The organism is Caproicibacterium sp. BJN0003 (assembly GCF_026314295.1).
GTDB lineage: Bacteria > Bacillota > Clostridia > Oscillospirales > Acutalibacteraceae > Caproicibacterium.
In genome coordinates this window covers 1,062,130-1,082,195 of record NZ_CP111108.1, presented here as the reverse complement: position 1 = coordinate 1,082,195, position 20,066 = coordinate 1,062,130, and the positions used below count along the sequence as shown (strand labels likewise).

Below are 20,066 nucleotides of genomic sequence, written 5' to 3'. Positions count from 1 at the left end.
TTCCGGTGAAATCTTTGTAATTTCACAACGGAAGAAAACCCCAATGGATATTTATTAACTAACAAATTGGTCGAAAAACTAACCGCCACAGCAGGCACTGCCACCGGATCCATTTGAGCAAGGCCCAATTTGATGTCCCTGATCGAACAAGTCGCAAACGGTGGTATTGTCGGAGATTGGCTTCACTGCCAGAATGATAAGATCTTCAAACTTCCAAAGTTTATCAAACACCTGATAATCAATTCTCAAAACGCAATTGTTTCCATCCTGTACTACACTCGTACCAACGATTTTAATTGCTTTGCAGGACCCATCGATATTTTTCAGTTCCTGCCTAAATTCACGAACGCTCGAGAAAGGTTGGAAACTTGGGAAACGTTTAAAATCGCTCCATAATATATCAAACGACTCTTTTGGTGTCATTACTACAAAGGTATTCACTCCGTATTTCAACACCACTTCAAACTCAACCGTATTTGTAATGCGGTCGCAGCCGGTGGATGGACTCAAACGTTCATCAGCGCACAAAACGCGGATACTGGAAATAGAAGGAACTCCATCGGGGAGCATTCCCCCACGACAGCCTGCACTCCCATCGGGGTTGCAAGGAACCGTTTGGTAAATAGTTCTATTTGCCACACCGATATCTCGAACATCTTTCGTACAGATGTCATGCACCAATTGAGGGAACTGCTGCGAAGATATTTTTGCCGCCTCATCTTTTGCAAATTCAACGCTGTTTTTAAAACTTGTATACCAATCCGCTGCAGTATCTAGGTTCTGTGTGCCGTCTTTAGCATCTATATCTAAATTGGAGTCACCGATTTTCACGCAGTCCATAACAAATCTCCTTTTAATAAATTTAGATAGAGTCTATTGATAATCTCTATCCTTTAGGATATTTTATGAAGCTTTTTACATGATTGTTACACGCTATGACAAATATCCTCTTAATTCCGTAATTAAATTTTAATACCGCATATTTGTTGCCTGCATGAAAATCCATTAGAAAGATTATCTTTTTTTAAATTATGGTCAAACGTTGTGATTATCCACGCTCTCCTGATATAATCAGATAACATAAAAAGGGACTCAATCGCCAATCAGCGTTTTGAGTCCCTTAATACTTATTCAATATTTTTACCAAGTTGATAGGCATCTTCTAAAGCTTTATGCCCAACAATATCCCCACGGTCTTTCACTCCCGGCACTGTAATCATACCACCATCTTTTAGATGAAAATAATGCAGTACTGATTGGTACATAACCTTAATGGAATCAAAAACGGTTGGATTCGTATCCGCAGCGACTGCAAGGAGAAAAAGCTGTTTCACTTTAAACTCATCTCGAATTGGATTATGCAGCCGATCAATGATACATTTTAGCTGAGAGCTTACATTATAAAAATAAACCGGAGTGGCAATCACAATCGCATCAGCATCTTTGAGCTGAGAATAAATTTGCTCCATATCATCTTTCTGGATGCAACGGTGTTTTTCATCAGAATAACAGGCATTACAGCCTATACAACCATTCACTTTTACCTTTGCAGCAAAAATCATTGTTACCTCATGATGCTCCTGAGCACCTTTTACAAAAGCATTTGTCAAAAGTTCAGTGTTGCCGCCTTTTCGGGCACTTCCTATCAGTACAGCTATCTTTTTCATAATATTCCCTCCAACGCCATCACAAATAATCTTTTTCCTCAGAAAGTTTCTGCGCAATTTTACACCCGGTGGGGGTTCCAGCAAGCCCCCCTTTTCCGGTTTCCTTCAAATCTGGGCTCATCTCTTCTCCGACTTCATTCATTGCATCAATCACTTCATCCGGCGGTATTCTGCTCTGAATATTGGAAAGCGCCAAATTAGCACAGCTCAACGCATTCATGGCTCCGATCACATTACGGTTTACACATGGGACTTCAACTAAGCCCGCCACCGGATCACAAACAAGCCCCATCAAATTTGAAAGTGCAACTGCACAAGCATTTGCACACATCTGATTGCTGCCTCCCTTTAGGCTCACCAAAGCCGCCGCCCCCATTGCTGAAGCTGTTCCGATTTCCGCTTGACATCCCCCATAAGCTCCGGCGATTGAAGCACGCTGAGCAATTACTTGTCCAAATCCTGCCGCTACAAAAAGTGCCTTTACAAAAGAATCGTCAGGAAAAAGGTCTCTGCGCTTTAGCGGCAGCAGGATTGCCGGCAGAACCCCACAGGAACCCGCCGTCGGTGTTGCAACAATCCGTTTCATACAGGCATTGCACTCACTAACTTTAAGTGCCTCTGTAATGATCTCGTTTAAAAATGAATCTCCAAAAAGCCGGCCTTTTTGTGCTGCATAAAAGACTTTTGCCCCATCTCCACCTGTAAGGCCGCTATTAGAATGATCCTCTGCTTTATAATTTTTGCTTGATTCCTGCATTGCTGTCCACATTACCTGCATGCGGGCAAAAAAGTTCTCTTCCGTACCGCCCTGTTCCGCTAAATTATCCTGCAAAATTGTTTTCCATAAAGGCAGTTGATTCTTGTCTGATTCGGAAAGCATTTGTGCAATCGAAGAAAAAGACATTTTGATATCCCCCTATTCCTCAATATTTAAATAGGTCACTTTAATGATTCCATCTAATTTTGTCAGCCACGTGACAACATCTTCCGGAATCTTTTGATCACACTCAATCACCATAACCGCATATCCACCTAAAACATTCCGATATAGCTGCATACGAGCAATATTAACATTTCTCTGTGAAAGCACCGTTGTCACTTGCGCCACATGCCCAGGATGATCTAGGTTATGGACAATCAGTGTATGGTAATCTCCGGAAAAGTTTGTTTCGATCCCATCAAGTTTACATACCTTTATTTGTCCTCCACCTATAGAACTCGCTTCAATCTCCAAAGTCTTTCCTGTAACCCCTTCCAAACGAAGGACCGCCGTATTTGGATGTGCACCTTTCAGATGAACGGTTCCAAATGAAAAGTGGAGTCCCTCTTTTTCTGCCAATGAAAAGCTCATCGGAATGTTTGAATCATCCGGTTTTAGCCCTAAAAGTCCGGCAATCAAAGCGCGGTCTGTTCCATGTCCCTTTCCGGTATCCGCAAAGGAACCATGGAGCAGGATCTGCGCATTTTTTGGTGCTTCTCCCAAAAGTTTTCTGGAAATGAGTCCAATCCGCACTGCTCCAGCTGTATGAGAACTGGAGGGACCAATCATAACCGGACCAATAATATCGAAAATATTCAAAAAATTTTCCCCCTTACTGATTCCTCTGTTGTTCGTTATTATAACCCCAAAATATAGGATCTGCAAATTTTGAAAAACTATTTTCATCAAGATAAAAGAATGTTATACTGTTGTCAAACGAACTCTGCATTTTAGGAGGGATTTCTTTGTATTATCTTGGCATTGACCTCGGAGGCACCCATATGGCTGCAGGGGTCATCAATGATTCCTATGAGATCATCGCTCGGGCAAAGCAAGACACTATTGTCCCCTGCTCCCATGAAGAAATGACTGAACAGCTTAGCCGAGTAGCACTCGACGCTCTGAAAAATGCTGGAATCTCTGTAAACGATCTTCCCTGGATCGGTGTTGGTACCCCGGGAAGCGTAAATCGTAGTACCGGCATTGTTGGATTTGCCGGAAATCTATACCTGAAAAATTACGAGCTTGCAAAACGGCTGTCAGAACGGATGAAGTGCAAGGTAATCGTAGAAAACGATGCCAATGCTGCAGCTTACGGTGAATATATGGCCGGAGCAATGAAAGGTGCAAAAAGTGCACTTGCCATTACATTGGGGACCGGAATTGGAAGCGGAATTATTTTAGATGGAAAAATTTACGGCGGCTGCAACTTTGCTGCCGGAGAAATGGGACATATTGTCATCGAATATAACGGCCGACTCTGCACCTGCGGCAGAAGGGGCTGTTGGGAAACTTATGCCTCCGCTACAGGTCTAATTACGACGACTCGCCTTTTTATGGAAAAAGCTGCAAATAAAGAATCTCCTATTTGGCATCTTATCAATAGGGACCTCAAAAAAATCAATGGACGAACTGCCTTTGATGCTATGCGGGCAGGCGATCCTCTCGGCAAAGAAATTGTTGATACCTATATTGGCCATTTAGGCTGTGGAATTGTAAACTGCATCAATACCTTTCAACCGGATATTCTTTGTATCGGAGGAGGAATCTGCAACGAGGGAGAAACACTGCTGAAACCGCTTCGAGCTTATGTTGAAAAAGAAGTCTTTTCAGTTCCAAATGGAAAGGCCACGGAACTAAAAGTCGCACAGCTTGGAAATGACGCCGGAATTATTGGCGCTGCTTTATTAGGAAAATAAAAGGAGATAATCCATTATGAGTCTTACAGAAAAAAAATTCGGCACACTTTCAGATGGAACTGTTATTTCTTCCTATACACTCAAGAATACGAATGGTGCCTCTGTTACGCTGCTCTCCTTCGGCGCACGGGTACAATCGATTCAGATGCCGGATAAACACGGAAATTTCGATGAAATGATTATGGGCCATAATGAGCTCATGCCTTATACCCATCGCGGAAACTACCAAGGAGCAATGATCGGCAGGTGGGCTAATCGGATTAAAGACGGTCAGTTCGTAATAAACGAAAAGCAATATCAGGTCACACAAAATGAAGGGAAAAACCATCTGCACGGCGGAAATATTGGATTCAGTCATCGGGTGTGGAAACTAAAGTGTAGTGATTATCATGACGATTCCCCCTCCCTCACTTTCCGTTACTGCAGCCCCGACGGAGAAGAAGGATTTCCCGGGAAATGTGATGTTTCTGTCTGCTATACGCTTTCAGCCGACAATGCGCTGATCATAGAGTATCATGCAAAAACGACCGCACCTACCTACTTAAATTTAACAAATCATTGCTATTTCCATCTCGGCGGACCACAGCGTGACGTGCTCTCTACCATTTTACAGATAGAAGCCGATGAAGTTGCCGAAGTTACTTCTGATTTAATTCCGACCGGCAAACTTCTCTCGGTAGAAGGCGCCTGTGATTTTCGAAGCGGAAAAACGATCGGTCAGGATATTCGTTCCGGAGAACCTTTAATCCGACAAGCCGGCGGCTATGACCATGCTTACAAATTAAAAGGGAGTGGTATGAGACGGGTCGCCAACGCCTTTGACCAGAAAAGCGGAAGACATCTGCGGGTCTTTACCGACCGCCCATCCATGCAGCTCTACACTGCAAACAGTTTTGATACGGAAGAGGCCGATCATGGTCAAATTCCCTTAAAACCTCACCACGCTTTCTGTTTAGAAACACAGGAATTTCCAGACGCAATGAATCATCCGGAATTTTGTTGTTCCCCTCTCCTACCAAATGAAAAATTTCATACAACAACCATTTATAAATTTGAACTCTAAAGTTAAAAAAGCGCAGCCCTTTTTTATTAAAAGGGCTGCGCTTTTTTAGTCTAAGAATAAACAATCCAAACTACAACCGGGGCAATATAAAGTAAACATACAACACCAATACAAAGTACTGCAAAAATCCATTGAGCCGGCCGATAAAGGAATTTTAAACGTAAAAACATCTTTTTCTTATGCAAATACAGCAAAGGTATTAAATAGAAAAGCCCCAAAATTGATACAATAATTCCCTGGCGGAAACCTGACGGCCAATAAGTAACAGTCACCTGATTTTCTCCAGCGGTAACCGGAATCGCAAGAAAAGCTCCAAAAGCAGAATCAATATTGACGGAACTTCCATTCACCTCCGCTGTAAATCCATTTCCTCCTCGAATCGGAAGGAACAAATAGCCATCTTGTTCTGTATAAACAGTTCCAGATAATCCATTTTTAGACTCTTTAAGATTTACGTCTTGACAACTTTCACAGCTTTGTATCGAATTCTGTAATTTTTTGCAATCCATCCCGTAAATGCCAAATGAAGTACAATTCAGCGAATGAAACAAACTGATCTTTACTTGAACGGTCTCGTCTGTAAAGGTTCCAAGATTCAAAATCCCATTTTCTGTGGAAGTGGGATAAAGAGAACGAATTATTTTTCCATTTACCGCAATTGCACAGCCTCCATTTACCGGTTCCGTTAGGGCGTTTGTGGCTTCTTGAAAACAGTCAAAATAAAGAGTCTGCGTTCCCTTTACCGGAATTTGGTATTGTAAGTATGCTGCGCCGTCGTCTAAAGTGATCTTTTCTCCTGTATCTGAATGGGACATCTCGACATTCTCGGTGAAGTCCGGCTGATATTGAGTAAACAAATCTTCTTCTGTTCCAAAAGCAGTATGATATAGGTCATTCTGGATCTCAAATCGATTTCGATCCGTTAAGGGCTCTCCCAAATTTGAAATCACTGTTCCAAACGGCATCGTAAAATTTTCTTTTACAATCTGATAGTCTTCATTGGAATAAATTTTTTCTCTCCCATCAGTAGAAGCAAAAGCAGATAATACACTGTAACGGTTTCCAAACAGCGCATCGGAAAGGGCTGTTCCTCCATTAGAGTTTACTTCCATCCAATATCCACTGTAGCCCATCTCGCGAATTGCCTTCAAATAGGTACCATCCGTAAGAGAAGTATAATGGGAAAGCGACGGATATCCTATCCCACCGATCAGATTTACATCAAAATATTTTTTATCCATCTTCAATCGATATAAACTGTTATCGTCGATCTTTCCTTCCAGATCTGTAACCGTTTGCTTTGTTGTCCCATCATGCTCAGCAGAAGCGATAAAAACTTCTGCATAGAAAAAAGCTTCCGTCAAAGTAATCAAACATAAAATAACGCAAAAAAAGCGCTTGCTCATCGCGTGATGACGATAAAAATATCCCAGCAGAAAATAGAGAGCTGCCGCGAGGATCGCAAAAATCATCATCAATAAAAACGCAGACTGACTCATCCAAAGAGTTCTGACATAAATGGTCAGATTTTCGTACTGATGGCTCAATAGCCACAAAACAGCGGTCCCTATCAAAATTAAAATTCCGATACTGACCCCCAAAATATCTTTATCTGTATGAAAAGGCAGTCTGGAACGATCTGTTTGCTCAATCGAACAAGCAGCCGCTAAAAGTCCCATTAATACTAAAATAAATCCATAGCGTACCGGAAATGCCTGATAGCTGCCTGTATGCCACATCTTATTGATTGGGTCTATAAAAAGCGGGATCAATAATAAAACAAAAAGGATAAAACTAACTTTATGAACATCTGTCTGCTTCTTTTCTAAAATTGTCAGCGGAATCGCAGCAACCGCCATACCGGTACAAGTAAGCACTGGTAAAGTTGTATTCCACCTTGTCAAAAGGCTTCCAGAAGAAATGCTCTCTACAACGCTCTCCCCACGTCCCGACTCCAAGAACTGCATCAATGCAGGGAGCCAAATCACACCGGTTAAAAGCAAGACTGCTACTGTAGCTACCCCTAAAAGGAAAATGCGCTCTCCTCTTTGTTCCTTTGACGTCATAAAAAAGCAAATAATCCCACTTGCTAAAACCAGCCACATCACAATCATATAGCTAAGATAAAAGTGGACAACTAAAAGTGCGGAAAAGCTCAAAATATAAGGAACAAGTTTCTTCTCTAAAAACAACTTGCGCAATCCTATTAAAAAGAGTGGGAACAGGCATACCGTATCCAGCCAAACCAAATTCTGAAAATACATCATGGTAAAGCCGCTGCAGGCATACATGACCGAAAAAGCCGTAACTGCAAATGTTTCCATCTTCGGGAAAAAACGGCGGAACAAAAAGCCTGCTGTCAATGCACTACAAGCCATTTTGAGTGCCACCATGACATTCATCAATAAGTAGAAATCTGCTTTTGGAACCAAAAGCACCAAAAAAGAAAAAGGACTGGAGAGAAAGAACAAAAAGACTCCCCAAAAGTTCATTCCTCCGGCGTTCTGCAAATTAAAAAGCATGCTGGATTTTCCAAGCAAAATATCTTTAAAATCCATCAGAAGCGGAACGACCTGTTGATTCATATCACACCATGAAATGGTGTTTTTCCCAAAAGGAAAGAGCCCATTAACCAAATAAACAACACTCATTAAAACTAACACGGTAAATGGTGCCAGCCACCATAGAGTTCGCTTTTTGGTCATGGACTCACCTCATTCCATAAAAATTATGCAAGAATCAGCTTTAGGTATTTTTTCTTTCCTTTTTTCACGATGACAGATCCACCTGCAAAATTCTTTACAGAAAGTTCATAGGCAACATCCGTAATTTTTTGATCATTTACTGTCAATCCGCCCTGCTGAATCAATCGGCGTCCCTCACTTTTGCTGGGAATGAATTTTACTTTGAGCAAAAGATCAAGCAAAGAAGCAGAACCATCCACAAAATCAGAATCTTTGATTTCTGCTTTTGGCATATGCTCGGTATCAGCACCGGCTCCAAAGAGTGCCTGAGCCCCTGCCTGCGCTTTTTTAGCTTCCTCTTCTCCGTGAATCAGCTTCGTTACCTCGTAAGCAAGTACTTCCTTTGCGTGGTTGATCTGCTCTCCGGTTTCTACATTTGTCAGCTCATGGATTTCGTCAAGAGGCAAAAATGTCAGGAATTTGAGGCACTTTTCCACATCCTGATCTCCAATATTGCGCCAATACTGATAGAAATCAAAGGGAGATGTTTTATTAGGATCCAGCCACACAGCGCCTTTTTCGGTCTTCCCCATCTTTTTACCCTCGCTGGTCGTCAAAAGTCCAAAGGTCATCCCATAAACTTCTTTTGCGGATTTTTTCCGGATCAGCTCTACTCCGCCGATGATGTTGCTCCACTGATCATCTCCGCCAAGTTCCATCATGCAGTCATAACGACGATTAAGCTCATAAAAATCATAGCCCTGCATAATCATATAGTTCATTTCGAAGAAGGTCAGTCCGCGTTCCAAACGTTGTTTATAACATTCGGCTGCCAACATGCGATTCACCGAAAAATGGACACCGATATCCCGCATAAACTGAATATAATTGAGATTCATCAACCAATCGGCATTATTGGCCATGATAGCTTTTCCATCCGAAAAATCGACTAAACGACCCATCTGGTTACGGAAGCATTCAATATTATGATCGATTTCTTCACGAGTCAGCATTTTCCTCATATCGGTCTTTCCAGAAGGGTCCCCAATCATACCGGTTCCGCCGCCAAAAAGCGCAATCGGCGTATGACCTGCACGCTGCATATGCGCCATCACCATGATTTGCACAAAATGTCCTACATGCAAACTATCGGCCGTAGGATCAAATCCAATATAAAATGCAATCTTGTGATGATCCAAAAGGTCACGAATTTTTTCTTCATCCGTCATCTGCGCAATCAGTCCGCGCGCTTTTAATTCTTCAAACACACCCATTATAAATTCCTCCTGTGAAATCTTGTCGCAGGAAAGCAAAATAAAAACGCCCCCTGCAAAAATAAAATTGCAGAGGGCGAAATCTTCTTTCGCGGTACCACCTCAGTTTACCATACTCTCACAAGCATGGCCTTACGGGTACAAAAAATACCCCTGCGCTGTAACGTGCGCTCACGACAGGACTTACTGAAAAAAATCGTTCAGCCCTGCAGCTCCGGGAGGTATCTTCGAAGACGGTTCCCGCCGGCTTACACCATCTGCCGACTCTCTGCGCCGATTATCGCCCTTTACATAATTCCCTTCTCTGCCATTAATAATCAGTATACGAAATCACCCTTGTTTTGTCAAGGCTAATTTTTTTCTTTCCCCACGGGAAAGCATTTCCGAAGCATTCTGCAAAAGCAGAGGAGTTAGCTCCCCGCCTCCTGTTATTCTCGCAAGCTCCTCTACTCTTCCTTCACGATCGAGCAGATCCACTTTTGTAAAAGTTCTGCCGGAGTCAACACGTTTACTGATAAAATACTGTTGATCTCCAAGAGCGGCGATCTGCGCCAAATGAGTAACACAAAGCACCTGACGTCCTCTGGAGGTTTCCCATAATTTCAGTCCAACTTTTTGAGCGGCACTGCCGGAAACACCGGTATCCACCTCATCAAAAATCAAAGTCCCGATTTCATCTCTGTCTGCCAAAACACATTTAATTGCAAGCATAATACGTGACAACTCTCCGCCGGAAGCAATTTTAGAAATTGGCTTTAAAGGTTCTCCAGCATTAGTAGAAATCAAAAATTGAACACGGTCTATTCCCTGCATTTCCATTTCTGCAGAAAGCTGTTCCACTTCAAACTCAACATTCGGCATATCCAAAAAATTGAGTTCTTTCCGCACACGCTTTACAAAAGTTTTAGCGGTATCACGGCGCAGATTTGAAAGGACTTTCGCAAGCTTTTGAGCTTCTTCACGCTGCTTTTCGAGCCTTTCGTTTAACTCAGCCACTACTTCATCCGCCGACTGAATCTGATTGAGTTCATTTTTCGCTTTTTCCAGAAAAGAAAGCATTGTCTCTTCATCCGGCCCATATTTCTGACCGAGACGATAAAGCTGATCTAAGCGTTCTTCAGTCTTTTCAACGTCCTCCGGCTCATAAGAAAGCTGTTCCGAAAGGTTCTGCAATTCAGAAAGGCAGTCCTCTAATTCGTAAGAAAGGTCACTGAGTCGGGAAGAAAGCTGCTGTGCCTGTGGTAAGTTTTGAACCTCTTCAAGTGCTTTTGCTGCTGTTTCCAGTTCTGATAAAGCGCCCATACTTTCTTCTCCGCCGGAAAGTGCATCCGTAGCTTCTCCAACTGCATTTGCAAGCTTTTCACTGTTTCTATAAAATGCGCGCTTTTCTTTGAGATCTTTCTCTTCTCCAAGTTTTAAATCTGCATTTTCCAATTCTTCAACTTGATAGCTTAAAAGATCGATTTTTCTGGCTTTTTCCGCCTCATCCATCTGCAGAGATTTCAGTTGCTTTTCTGTGCTGCGCATAGCGGTATAAGCATTCTGATATTCTAAAAGTGCACCCTCGTCCTGCGCCATCTGATCTAAATACCGCAGATGCTGATTTTGAGAAAGCAAGCCATAATTTTCATTCTGTCCATGAATGTCGACAAGTAAAGAACCGATATCTCTTAAAATAGAAACCGTGGCCGGACGCTCATTAATCCGACAAACAGTACGCCCATCCTCCCGAATTTCCCGCTGCAAGAGCAGACTTCCATCTTCCTCCGGCGTATAGGAAAGTTCCGAAAGTCTTTTTAAAACAGAAGCGGAAAGGTTACGAAATACAGCGCTGACAAAAGCACTCTTTGCTCCGGAACGAATCAATTCTTTGGAAGTGCGGTGTCCCAAAACAGCATGAATCGAATCGATCACAATCGATTTTCCGGCACCAGTCTCTCCTGTCAACACATTAAGCCCTTTTGAAAAATCAATGGAAGCTTTTTCTATCACTGCTATATTCTCAATATACAGCTGATCCAGCATACCCTCACCCCATTGTCTTCTTCAGATCGTTCATCAGAAGCTGTGCACTATGATCGTCTCTTGCAATTACAAAAATCGTATCGTCTCCTGCAAGCGTACCCACAACTGAATCCCAATGCATGGCATCCATCGCCGCGCAAATTGCTTGAGCCATCCCGGAAAGCGATTTTATGACAACCACATTTCCTGCAGACTGCACCGAAATAACGGCATCAGACATCAAAGAATAAAATTTTGCAGAAATATCCTTACCGCCGGTTTTTCCGGTTGAATATTTATATTTTCCATCGTGCAAAAGAATTTTTACAAGGCGCAATTCCTTGATATCGCGGGAAACTGTCGCTTGTGTCACATCGAATCCATCTTCCCTCAATCGTCGAAGCAATTCTTCCTGTGTATCAATATCATACTGCGTGATTAATTCCAATATTTTTGCGTGTCGCCGAGATTTCATTTTAATTTCTCCTCTCTCCTAATTTGGCATTGACCACTTCGTAAAAATTACTGCGTTTTAAATTAATCAGACGAACTGATAATGGAGACTTTGTAACGGTAATGCTCTGTCCTTCTTCCAACTGTATTGGATCATCACCATCAGCTGTCAGTTGAGCACTGCTATTTACCGCAGAAGAAACTTTCACCTGCAAACATGCATGTTCCGAAAAGAGCACAGGACGCGTTAATAAAGAATGTGGGCATACCGGCGTCAGAAGAATACACCGCATTTCCGGATCAATCACAGGTCCCCCTGCAGCCAGCGAATAAGCGGTACTCCCGGTCGGCGTAGAACAAATTAGCCCATCCGCCCGATAACTGCTCATCTCTCGGTCTGAAAGACTGACTTCAAAATCCAAGATTTTTGGTCCCCGGTAAATTACAATGTCATTTAAGGCATCCATATAATACTTTTTTCCTTCTTTTTCATAGGAAGCACGAAGCATCATGCGATTTTCAAGCTTATAATCCCCTTCTACAAGCTTTGATAAAAAAGAAATCTCAGACGCTTCTAACCCGGCAACAAATCCAAGACGCCCCGTATTGATTCCAAGAATCGGTTTTCGCTCTTCTGCTGCGTGTCGTGCCTGGTGAATAATCGTTCCATCCCCACCAACTGCGAGGATCAAGTCACAGGCATTCATTAATCCGGCATGGCTTTCCCAGAATGCATCGGCTTCAAATCCTTCTTTACGGTAAATCTCGTCCATAAAGATTTCTTGTCCAAGAGCATGCAGCTGCATAAGAATTCTATGAGTAACAGATCTTGCAAGAGAACGATTTAAATTCGGTACAACCGCAATCTTCATGTTACTTTCCTCCGTTTAGGCAAAGATGAGATTCCTCTACTAAAGCTTTCGGATCAAATTGAATGCTGGTAGGTGTATCTGATTTTTGCAAATAAATTAAATATTCAATATTCCCTTCCGGCCCTTTTACCGGTGAAAAAGTAATTCCCAAAATAGAGAACCCAATGGTCAAAACAAAATCAGAAATTGTTCGAATGACTTCTTCATGCACGGCTCGATCGCGGACGACTCCCTTTTTCCCGACTTTTTCTCTTCCAGCTTCGAACTGCGGCTTAATCAAACAAACCGCCTGACCACTGGGCGCCAAAAACTCCCGTGCCACCGGCAAAACCAAACGCAAAGAAATAAAGGAAACATCAACGCTAAAAAAATCAATTGGTTCTGAAACCTGCTCTTTTGTAAGATAACGGACGTTTGTCCGCTCCAGATTGACGACACGCTCATCATTTCTGAGCTTCCACGCCAGCTGGCCATACCCCACATCGACAGAATAAACCTTCTTTGCACCGTTTTGCAGCATGCAGTCTGTAAATCCGCCGGTACTTGCCCCAATATCCATGGTCGTTTTTGCTTTTAAAGAAATTGGAAAAAGCTGCATCGCCTTTTCAAGCTTCAATCCACCACGGCTGACATATTTTGGGCCTGTGCTGCGCACTTCAATTTCTGTGCCCACCGGCAGCATCGTCCCCGGCTTATCAAATTTTTGATGATCAATATAAACATCTCCAGCCATAATAATGGCTTTCGCTTTTTCTCGACTTTCAAAGTAGCCCTGTTCCACCAGAAGAATATCTAGTCTTTTTTTCTCTATCAATTTAAAGTCTCCGTTAAAATCATTTGACACATTCCGTCTGCATCTAAAAGTAATTCTTTCAGTGCCTGATCAACCGTTGCATGCGGCACAAAATCATGAATCCCGCGCAGATAATAGTTGCCTTTAAAATTTTCCTGCTTCAACATCCGCAAAAAATGTTCTCCGATGCCGCCTTCTTCCATACCCTCTTCAAAAAAGAAAATCTTTTCGTAAGCAGATGCAAAAGAAATTGCCTTTTCGTCAATCGGCTTGATCCGATTCAATTTTAAAATAGAAATTTTTATATTCTTTTCTTTTAAAAGAGTCTTTGCTTTACAAGCATAGGAAAATAAACGGCCATAAGTTACCAAAAGCAAAGGTGCACTCTTTTCTCCATAAGTCTGATATGGCATTCCATCGGGAATAAAATCAAACGGCTTAAAAAGCTGGCAGCCGCGCGGATAACGGACGGCAACAACATTTTGATCTTCATAAAGTGCCTTTTGAAGATCCATACAAAGCTCTTCATAATAAGCGGGGGAATAAACAGTAATCTCTGGAATCGTATTGAGAAAAGCTGCATCCATGATTCCCTGATGTGTTTCTCCATCTTCTCCCACAACGCCCGCACGGTCGACTGCAATGACCAATTTTAAGCGCTGAAGCGCTGCATCGTGAATGAGCTGATCATAGCTTCTCTGCAAAAACGTGGAATAGATTGCACAAACAGGAAGCATTCCTGCACTGGAAAGTCCTCCTGAAAAAGTAATTGCATGTTCTTCAGCGATTCCGACATCGAAAAAGCGCTCCGGAAATTCATGAGAAAAAGCTTCCAAACAAGTACCGCTTCTCATTGCTGCTGTTACCGCACAAATTTTTGGATCTTCACGCGCCAATTTGCAGATCTGCATACCAAAAACAGAGCTGAAATTTTCTCCTCCCGGATGAACAGACTTTCCGGTTTTGACATCAAATTTTGAAACGCCGTGAAAAGCGCCCGGATTCTTTTCTGCAAACGCATATCCGCGCCCTTTTTCCGTAAGCACATGAATCAGCATCGGGTGGTCAATCTGTTTTGCATTCTGCAGAATTTCGATCAGCTGAGGCAGATCATGACCATCATACGGCCCATAATAGAAAAGGCCAAGGTCCTCAAATAAAGTGCTGTTATAAAGAAGCTGCTTCAAAACAGCTTTCGACTTTTTTATAATATTGCTCATTGGATCTCCCACCATCGGGATATGGTGGAGCGTTGATTCCACATCGCTCTTTGCTTTTAGATAAGCCGGTTTTGTGCGCATATGTGCAAGATAGCGCGCAATACCACCCACATTATGCGAAATAGACATTTTATTGTCGTTTAAAATCACAATAAAATTCTTGTGAAACCTTCCCGCATTATTTAACCCTTCATAGGCAAGGCCGCCGGTCAATGCGCCATCGCCGATCACGGCAACTACATGCCCAGTTTCTCCGCGAATTGCCTTCGCTTCTGCAATTCCAAGGGCTGCAGAAATAGAAGTACTGCTATGTCCTGCTGTAAATGCATCCCACGGGCTTTCTTGTCGATTGGGAAATCCGGAAATTCCACCTTTCGTACGAATCGTAGAGATTGCTTCTCTCCGTCCGGTTAAAATTTTATGGGTATAAGCCTGATGTCCAACATCCCAGACAATTCGATCCTCCGGCTTACCGAAAACTTTCTCCAGTGCTACCGTTAGTTCCACTGTACCAAGATTGGAGGCAAGATGTCCGCCGTTTGCAGAAACTATTTTTATAATTTTTTGCCGAATCTCTGCGCAGAGCTGCTCCAGTTCCTCATTTGTAAGAGACTGCAGATCTGCCGGTGAATCAATCTTATCCAACAGGTTTGCCATTCTTTAAAACCTCAATTCCTTTTCGAAAACATTTTTCCAATTTGCATTTCATTGCTATCAACCGCGGCGCTGTTTAGAAGCTGTCAGCGTGTTTTTAAGCAGCATCGCAATCGTCATGGGACCAACCCCTCCGGGAACCGGTGTAATTGCAGACGCAATCGGCTCCACTGCTTCATAATCAACGTCCCCGCAAAGTTTTCCGTTTTCGTCACGATCCATTCCGACATCAATCACAACTGCGCCCGGCTTGACCATTTCTTTTGTAACAAATTTTGTTTTGCCAACTGCCGCCACCAAGATATCCGCCTGCTTACAGATCTCTTTTAAATTTTTCGTTTTACTGTGACAAATGGTTACGGTTCCGTTTGCATGCATTAAAAGCATCGCCATCGGTTTTCCAACAATGTTGCTTCGACCGATCACCACACACTGTTTTCCCTCTACGGAAATATTTTCATGGCGCAAAAGCTCCATAATACCCGCCGGCGTACAAGGAAGCAATTTGTAATCACCAATCATGATATGTCCTACATTGACTGGATGAAAAGCATCTACATCTTTCTGTGGATTGATCTCGTTAACGATCGCTTTTTCATCCAACCCTTTTGGCAGCGGGGACTGCACAAGAATTCCATCAACATCCGGATCCTTATTTAAACGCTGCACCAATTCTTCCAATTCTTTCTGCGAAGTTTCTTTTGGAAGTGCAAATTCGAGGCTGCGGATTCCTACTTCGGCACAGGCTTTTTTCTTATTATTCACATAAGTGCGAGAAGCCGGGTCATCCCCGACAATTACAACCGCCAAAGATGGTTCTATTCCCTGCTTTTTTATCGCAACTGTTTCAAGAGCTACCTGCGCTCGCAGTTCTGCAGCGATTGCTTTTCCATCAATTCGTTTTCCCATAATGGCTTCTCCTTTATTCCTTCTTTTGCGGTTCATCCGTTTGCTGTGTAGGTTGATTAGTTACTTCAGAAGCGGAATCTTCCTGCTTATCTGAATCCGTTGTTTGGACTGATTCTTTCGTTTCTACTGTTTCTGTTTCCGATTTTTCATCCTTAACAGTTTCTGATGACGCATTTTGTTCTGTTTCAGACTCAATCATATCTTCCGGAATTTCGTCGACCAGATGATTTAAAGAAACGACTTCCGGAGCGCCACAGCCGGAAAGGGTTGTTCTGTTTCGAAAAACGATCAGCAAAATAATAGACACCAGAACTGCAGCAGCAGCTACAACTTGCGAAACACGCAACGGAACAATGGGTAAAAGGAGGCTATCGGTGCGCAGGCCCTCTATAAAGAATCTACCTAGTCCATACCAGCACGAATACAACAAAAATACTTGTCCATCATAACGACGCAATTTGCGGCTAAAGAAATGAAGCAGCAAAAATCCAATCAGGCACCACAATGATTCATAAAGGAAGCACGGATGCACCGGATTGGGAGCAAATGCTCTTGTCATATCGCTCTGCATTCCCCACGGCAGATTTGTTTCGATGCCAAAAGCTTCCTGATTGATAAAATTGCCCCAACGGCCAATACATTGTCCAATCAAAAAGCCCATAGAAGCAAGATCCAATACGGCAGGGACGCTCATCTTATGATGCTTTGCCATCAAAGCCCCGCACAGAAGTCCTACGATGATACCGCCATAAATGCCCAATCCGCCTTCCCAGATATGAAAAATCTGAGAGGGATCTTTTATGTATTTATCCCCTGGATAAAAAATAACATAATATGCCCTTGCTCCAATCACACCACCGATCACACCGACAAGAATACAGTCAATCAGATGATCAGAATTGACATGAAATTTTTTGCAGCTTTTCATTGTATATAAAATTGCCAGAATCAATCCAGTCGCAATAATAATTCCATACCAATAAATCGGCTTGGAACCGATCGTAAAAGCAATTTCATTGACCTGCAACGTGATTCCCATCTTTGGAAAAGTAACATTGTGTATAATCTGCATGATATTGTTCCACCTTTTTCAGTTCTATGTAACCCGAAAAAAGCTTTAAGCTTTCTCCGGATGGATGATCGAAAGGACACGATTTTCCGGCAGCAGCTGCGTATTCAAACGAGACAATACTTCTTCTTTTGTCGCATTTGCAATTGCATCTACATACGCAAACAAAGAACGGTCTGCAAATGAAAATGAAGCCATCGCATTCGCAATACTTTCGACACTGTTAAACGAGGACACATTTTTTCCGTATACTGTTTTCTTCGCACGCTCAAATGCTTCATCAGAAACACCATTTTTACGATAGCTTTCGAGTTCTTTTAAGATTTCCTTTTGGACAGCATCCGGATCTTTTGATTCTCCGGAAAAGATAACGCAGGCATAACCGGGTCCTTCAAAATTCTCATATCCAAAGCTGCTCTCGTTAATGAGGGAGGCATCCAAAAGTCTTCTAAAAAGTGGGGAGGAATCGTCGGCTAAAAGTGACAGCAGAATACTGGTTTCTGCCATCTCTTTTGTCGTTGCGCGTCTTTCCGCTTTTTCTTTAAAGCCGAGGCTGAAAAGTGGAGAAGCCACACTAAGGCTTTGCTCTATACGGGATTTCAGCACTGTTTCCGGTTCCGGCTCAAAAATCCGGTCTACTGTTACCGCTTTGCTCGGTTTCAGCATTTTATCACAGAGATCAAGCACTTTCTGCGGATCAATATTACCAACCACGCAAAGCACCATATTATTCAAATTATAAAAAGTATGGTAGCACCGATAAAGCAATTCAGGCGTGATTTTAGCAATACTCTCTACTGTTCCTGCAATATCCACCTTAACCGGATGATTCTGATACATAGCCTCCAACATATTAAAGAGGACACGCCAATCCGGATCATCGTCGTACATACGGATTTCCTGCCCGATAATTCCCTGCTCTTTTTTGACTGTTTGTTCCGTAAAATAAGGAGACTGGACAAAATCCAGCAAAATCTCCAGCGAATCATAAACATGCTCCGTACAGGAGAACAGATAGCAGGTCACATCAAAAGAGGTATATGCATTGGCCGAAGCGCCTGTTTTTGCATAACGAGTAAAAGCGTCCCCGTCTTCGCTCTCAAAAAGCTTATGCTCCAGATAATGTGCAATTCCTGCTGGGACTTTACTTTCTTCCTGCTCATCAGAACGGCGGAATCTTGTATCCACTGAGCCATACCGTGTCCCAAAAATCGCATAGGTAGAAGCATTTTTCTTCTTCGGGTATAAATAAATCTGCAGCCCGGAAGGATGTTTTCCTTCATAATAGCAATCGCCTAATCGCTCGCTGCGGACTTCTTTTAATTCACTCAAATTCATGACTTGGCCCCCTCAGATGACGTCAAACGATAGACAGCAGCAGGCTGTATCTTCTGTGCCGCTTCGACAATCTCTTCCGACTTGACTTTTGAAATCTGATCCGCATATTCTAACGGCGTCTTAATTTTTGGCGCATACGTTTGACCTACATACCAGTTTTCCAAAGACCAGAGAGAATCCATCACCGTACGATAGGAATTTTCCATCGTGAGCTTTGCAGAAGAAATTTCCTCTTCGGTAATATTTCCTTTCTTCATTTCATCCATCTGATGCTGAATCTCCGCTTGTGCCGCTTCAAAATTTTTGGTCTCGACACCACTTTGAACAAACATTGCCCCCTTCATACTATCAAAAAGGGAACTGCAGTAATAGCATAGGCTCAATCTTTCACGTACATTCAGAAACAATTTACTGCTGGGAGAACCGCCGAAAACCGTATTCATCAGAGCCATTGCAGGCCACTTGGGAGACTGCAGATTGATTGCAGAGCGGAATCCCATGACAAGTTTTCCCTGTGCAACGTTCTGTTTTTCCGTCTTTTCTAGAATTTTTTCGGAAGGTGCCTTAACAATCGTATCACACGTTTCCGGTTCCCGATGAATCCCCGAAAATGCTTTTTGGAATCCGCTGCAAACAGCCTGTGAATCACAATCTCCCAGAGAGAGCAGCTCAATTTTAGAGTTGCGAAGTAGTTCTTTCCATGCTGGAACAAGTTCTTCCGGACGAAGTGCTTCTACCGCACTTCGTCCTCCAAAGCGGTCGATTCCAGCAGGCTCATCCGAAAACATTAACTTTTGGCACTGCAAAAGTGCATACATGCGTTTGTCGTTATACTCTGCATCCATACGTTCCAATGACTGCCGTTTTTCCTGCTCAAATCCATCTTTTGGGAACAGACCATTTTCGATCAGCGGATCAAAGATCATCCCGCAAAGCACATTCGCAAGTTCATAAGAAATCTTCTCTTGCGAAAGTGCATAGCGATCTGATATTCCGGCAGCAGAAAGTGTCAATACCTGCGCATCTCCTAATTTAGAAGCTTCTGCGGTCACTACCGAGCCGTAAAGATCCGCCATTTTTTTACTCATGGCAGAAAAATCCGGGTACTCACGACTGGCACGGCTAAGCAAAAATGGAATCATTGCCGTTGCAGCCGCGCGGTTCTTCTTCATCGGTAGAAAAAAGTTCACAGAAATACGAAATGTTTTAAATTTAGGATCCCGAACGCCGAGAAAACGAATCCCGTTTCCAAGCGCCGTCTGTTCTAGTTCGGGCATATTATTCATCTCCAATTTCAAGCCTCATTAATTTATTTATTATAACACATCCTCCCCCGATAGAAAAGAATGAATATTCTAAATATTCTATGAACTTGCACAAAAATAAC

Annotated in this window: 17 protein-coding genes and 1 other annotated feature; of the genes, 2 read left to right on the top strand and 15 right to left on the bottom strand. The window is 42.7% G+C overall.

Annotation, left to right across the window (positions count from 1 at the left end; all coding sequences use genetic code 11):
* Positions 1-78: 78 nt before the first annotated feature.
* The 4 genes from OP489_RS05380 to sdaAB form a co-directional block, all read right to left on the bottom strand.
* Positions 79-840 carry a hypothetical protein gene (locus tag OP489_RS05380; protein ID WP_266163304.1) on the bottom strand — a complete coding sequence of 254 codons (762 nt, stop codon included), beginning with the start codon at positions 838-840 and terminating at the stop codon, positions 79-81.
* 287 nt (positions 841-1,127) lie between these two features.
* Positions 1,128-1,667 carry a flavodoxin family protein gene (locus OP489_RS05375; protein ID WP_266163303.1) on the bottom strand — a complete coding sequence of 180 codons (540 nt, stop codon included), beginning with the start codon at positions 1,665-1,667 and terminating at the stop codon, positions 1,128-1,130.
* A gap of 19 nt (positions 1,668-1,686) precedes the next feature.
* Positions 1,687-2,571 carry an L-serine ammonia-lyase, iron-sulfur-dependent, subunit alpha gene (sdaAA, locus tag OP489_RS05370; RefSeq protein WP_266163302.1) on the bottom strand — a complete coding sequence of 295 codons (885 nt, stop codon included), beginning with the start codon at positions 2,569-2,571 and terminating at the stop codon, positions 1,687-1,689.
* Positions 2,572-2,583: 12 nt separating this feature from the next.
* Positions 2,584-3,246, bottom strand: a complete 663-nt coding sequence (sdaAB, locus tag OP489_RS05365) for an L-serine ammonia-lyase, iron-sulfur-dependent subunit beta (protein WP_266163301.1) — start codon at positions 3,244-3,246, stop codon at positions 2,584-2,586.
* A gap of 146 nt (positions 3,247-3,392) precedes the next feature.
* Between sdaAB and OP489_RS05360 the strand changes: the two genes are divergently transcribed.
* Together OP489_RS05360 and OP489_RS05355 are read left to right on the top strand one after the other, a co-directional pair.
* On the top strand, positions 3,393-4,346 hold the full coding sequence (locus tag OP489_RS05360; protein WP_266163300.1) for an ROK family protein: 954 nt from the start codon (positions 3,393-3,395) through the stop codon (positions 4,344-4,346).
* A gap of 16 nt (positions 4,347-4,362) precedes the next feature.
* Positions 4,363-5,409 (top strand): aldose epimerase family protein, encoded by a 1,047-nt coding sequence (locus OP489_RS05355; protein ID WP_266163299.1) that lies wholly within the window; start codon positions 4,363-4,365, stop codon positions 5,407-5,409.
* A 50-nt stretch (positions 5,410-5,459) separates the two neighbouring features.
* Here OP489_RS05355 and OP489_RS05350 read toward each other — a convergent pair whose 3' ends face one another.
* From OP489_RS05350 to yfmF, 11 genes are all read right to left on the bottom strand, one after another.
* Positions 5,460-8,114, bottom strand: a complete 2,655-nt coding sequence (locus OP489_RS05350; RefSeq protein WP_266163298.1) for a YfhO family protein — start codon at positions 8,112-8,114, stop codon at positions 5,460-5,462.
* Positions 8,115-8,137: 23 nt separating this feature from the next.
* Complete coding sequence (gene tyrS, locus OP489_RS05345; RefSeq protein WP_266163481.1) at positions 8,138-9,370, bottom strand: tyrosine--tRNA ligase; 1,233 nt, start codon at positions 9,368-9,370, stop codon at positions 8,138-8,140.
* Between the two features lie 66 nt (positions 9,371-9,436).
* Positions 9,437-9,681: a binding site (T-box leader), on the bottom strand.
* A 16-nt stretch (positions 9,682-9,697) separates the two neighbouring features.
* Complete coding sequence (gene recN, locus OP489_RS05340) at positions 9,698-11,392, bottom strand: DNA repair protein RecN (protein WP_266163297.1); 1,695 nt, start codon at positions 11,390-11,392, stop codon at positions 9,698-9,700.
* Between the two features lie 4 nt (positions 11,393-11,396).
* Positions 11,397-11,846 carry an arginine repressor gene (locus OP489_RS05335; protein ID WP_266163296.1) on the bottom strand — a complete coding sequence of 150 codons (450 nt, stop codon included), beginning with the start codon at positions 11,844-11,846 and terminating at the stop codon, positions 11,397-11,399.
* Between the two features lies 1 nt (position 11,847).
* Positions 11,848-12,696 (bottom strand): NAD(+)/NADH kinase, encoded by an 849-nt coding sequence (locus OP489_RS05330; RefSeq protein ID WP_266163295.1) that lies wholly within the window; start codon positions 12,694-12,696, stop codon positions 11,848-11,850.
* A 1-nt stretch (position 12,697) separates the two neighbouring features.
* On the bottom strand, positions 12,698-13,510 hold the full coding sequence (locus OP489_RS05325; RefSeq protein WP_266163294.1) for a TlyA family RNA methyltransferase: 813 nt from the start codon (positions 13,508-13,510) through the stop codon (positions 12,698-12,700).
* Complete coding sequence (dxs, locus tag OP489_RS05320) at positions 13,507-15,366, bottom strand: 1-deoxy-D-xylulose-5-phosphate synthase (protein WP_266163293.1); 1,860 nt, start codon at positions 15,364-15,366, stop codon at positions 13,507-13,509. The genes OP489_RS05325 and dxs overlap by 4 nt, the downstream gene beginning before the upstream one ends.
* A gap of 57 nt (positions 15,367-15,423) precedes the next feature.
* The gene (gene folD, locus OP489_RS05315; protein WP_266163480.1) at positions 15,424-16,275 is read right to left on the bottom strand and encodes a bifunctional methylenetetrahydrofolate dehydrogenase/methenyltetrahydrofolate cyclohydrolase FolD; all 852 of its coding nucleotides are present in this window, start codon (positions 16,273-16,275) and stop codon (positions 15,424-15,426) included.
* Between the two features lie 10 nt (positions 16,276-16,285).
* The gene (gene lgt / locus OP489_RS05310) at positions 16,286-17,344 is read right to left on the bottom strand and encodes a prolipoprotein diacylglyceryl transferase (protein WP_266163292.1); all 1,059 of its coding nucleotides are present in this window, start codon (positions 17,342-17,344) and stop codon (positions 16,286-16,288) included.
* A 45-nt stretch (positions 17,345-17,389) separates the two neighbouring features.
* Positions 17,390-18,679 carry an EF-P 5-aminopentanol modification-associated protein YfmH gene (yfmH, locus tag OP489_RS05305; RefSeq protein WP_266163291.1) on the bottom strand — a complete coding sequence of 430 codons (1,290 nt, stop codon included), beginning with the start codon at positions 18,677-18,679 and terminating at the stop codon, positions 17,390-17,392.
* Positions 18,676-19,956: an EF-P 5-aminopentanol modification-associated protein YfmF gene (yfmF, locus tag OP489_RS05300; protein ID WP_266163289.1), complete on the bottom strand. Its 1,281-nt coding sequence runs from the start codon at positions 19,954-19,956 to the stop codon at positions 18,676-18,678. Before yfmF ends, yfmH begins: the two co-directional genes overlap by 4 nt.
* Between the last annotated feature and the right edge of the window lie 110 nt (positions 19,957-20,066).

Excerpts from the sequence above, each read along its gene's own strand:
- OP489_RS05330 (WP_266163295.1), bottom strand. The coding sequence starts at position 12,696 with ATGAAGATTGCGGTTGTACCGAATTTAAATCGTTCTCTTGCAAGATCT.
- yfmF (WP_266163289.1), bottom strand. The coding sequence starts at position 19,956 with ATGCCCGAACTAGAACAGACGGCGCTTGGAAACGGGATTCGTTTTCTC.
- lgt (WP_266163292.1), bottom strand. The coding sequence starts at position 17,344 with ATGCAGATTATACACAATGTTACTTTTCCAAAGATGGGAATCACGTTG.
- OP489_RS05375 (WP_266163303.1), bottom strand. The coding sequence starts at position 1,667 with ATGAAAAAGATAGCTGTACTGATAGGAAGTGCCCGAAAAGGCGGCAAC.
- OP489_RS05380 (WP_266163304.1), bottom strand. The coding sequence starts at position 840 with ATGGACTGCGTGAAAATCGGTGACTCCAATTTAGATATAGATGCTAAA.
- sdaAA (WP_266163302.1), bottom strand. The coding sequence starts at position 2,571 with ATGTCTTTTTCTTCGATTGCACAAATGCTTTCCGAATCAGACAAGAAT.
- OP489_RS05355 (WP_266163299.1), top strand. The coding sequence starts at position 4,363 with ATGAGTCTTACAGAAAAAAAATTCGGCACACTTTCAGATGGAACTGTT.
- OP489_RS05350 (WP_266163298.1), bottom strand. The coding sequence starts at position 8,114 with ATGACCAAAAAGCGAACTCTATGGTGGCTGGCACCATTTACCGTGTTA.
- OP489_RS05335 (WP_266163296.1), bottom strand. The coding sequence starts at position 11,846 with ATGAAATCTCGGCGACACGCAAAAATATTGGAATTAATCACGCAGTAT.
- dxs (WP_266163293.1), bottom strand. The coding sequence starts at position 15,366 with ATGGCAAACCTGTTGGATAAGATTGATTCACCGGCAGATCTGCAGTCT.
- recN (WP_266163297.1), bottom strand. The coding sequence starts at position 11,392 with ATGCTGGATCAGCTGTATATTGAGAATATAGCAGTGATAGAAAAAGCT.
- yfmH (WP_266163291.1), bottom strand. The coding sequence starts at position 18,679 with ATGAATTTGAGTGAATTAAAAGAAGTCCGCAGCGAGCGATTAGGCGAT.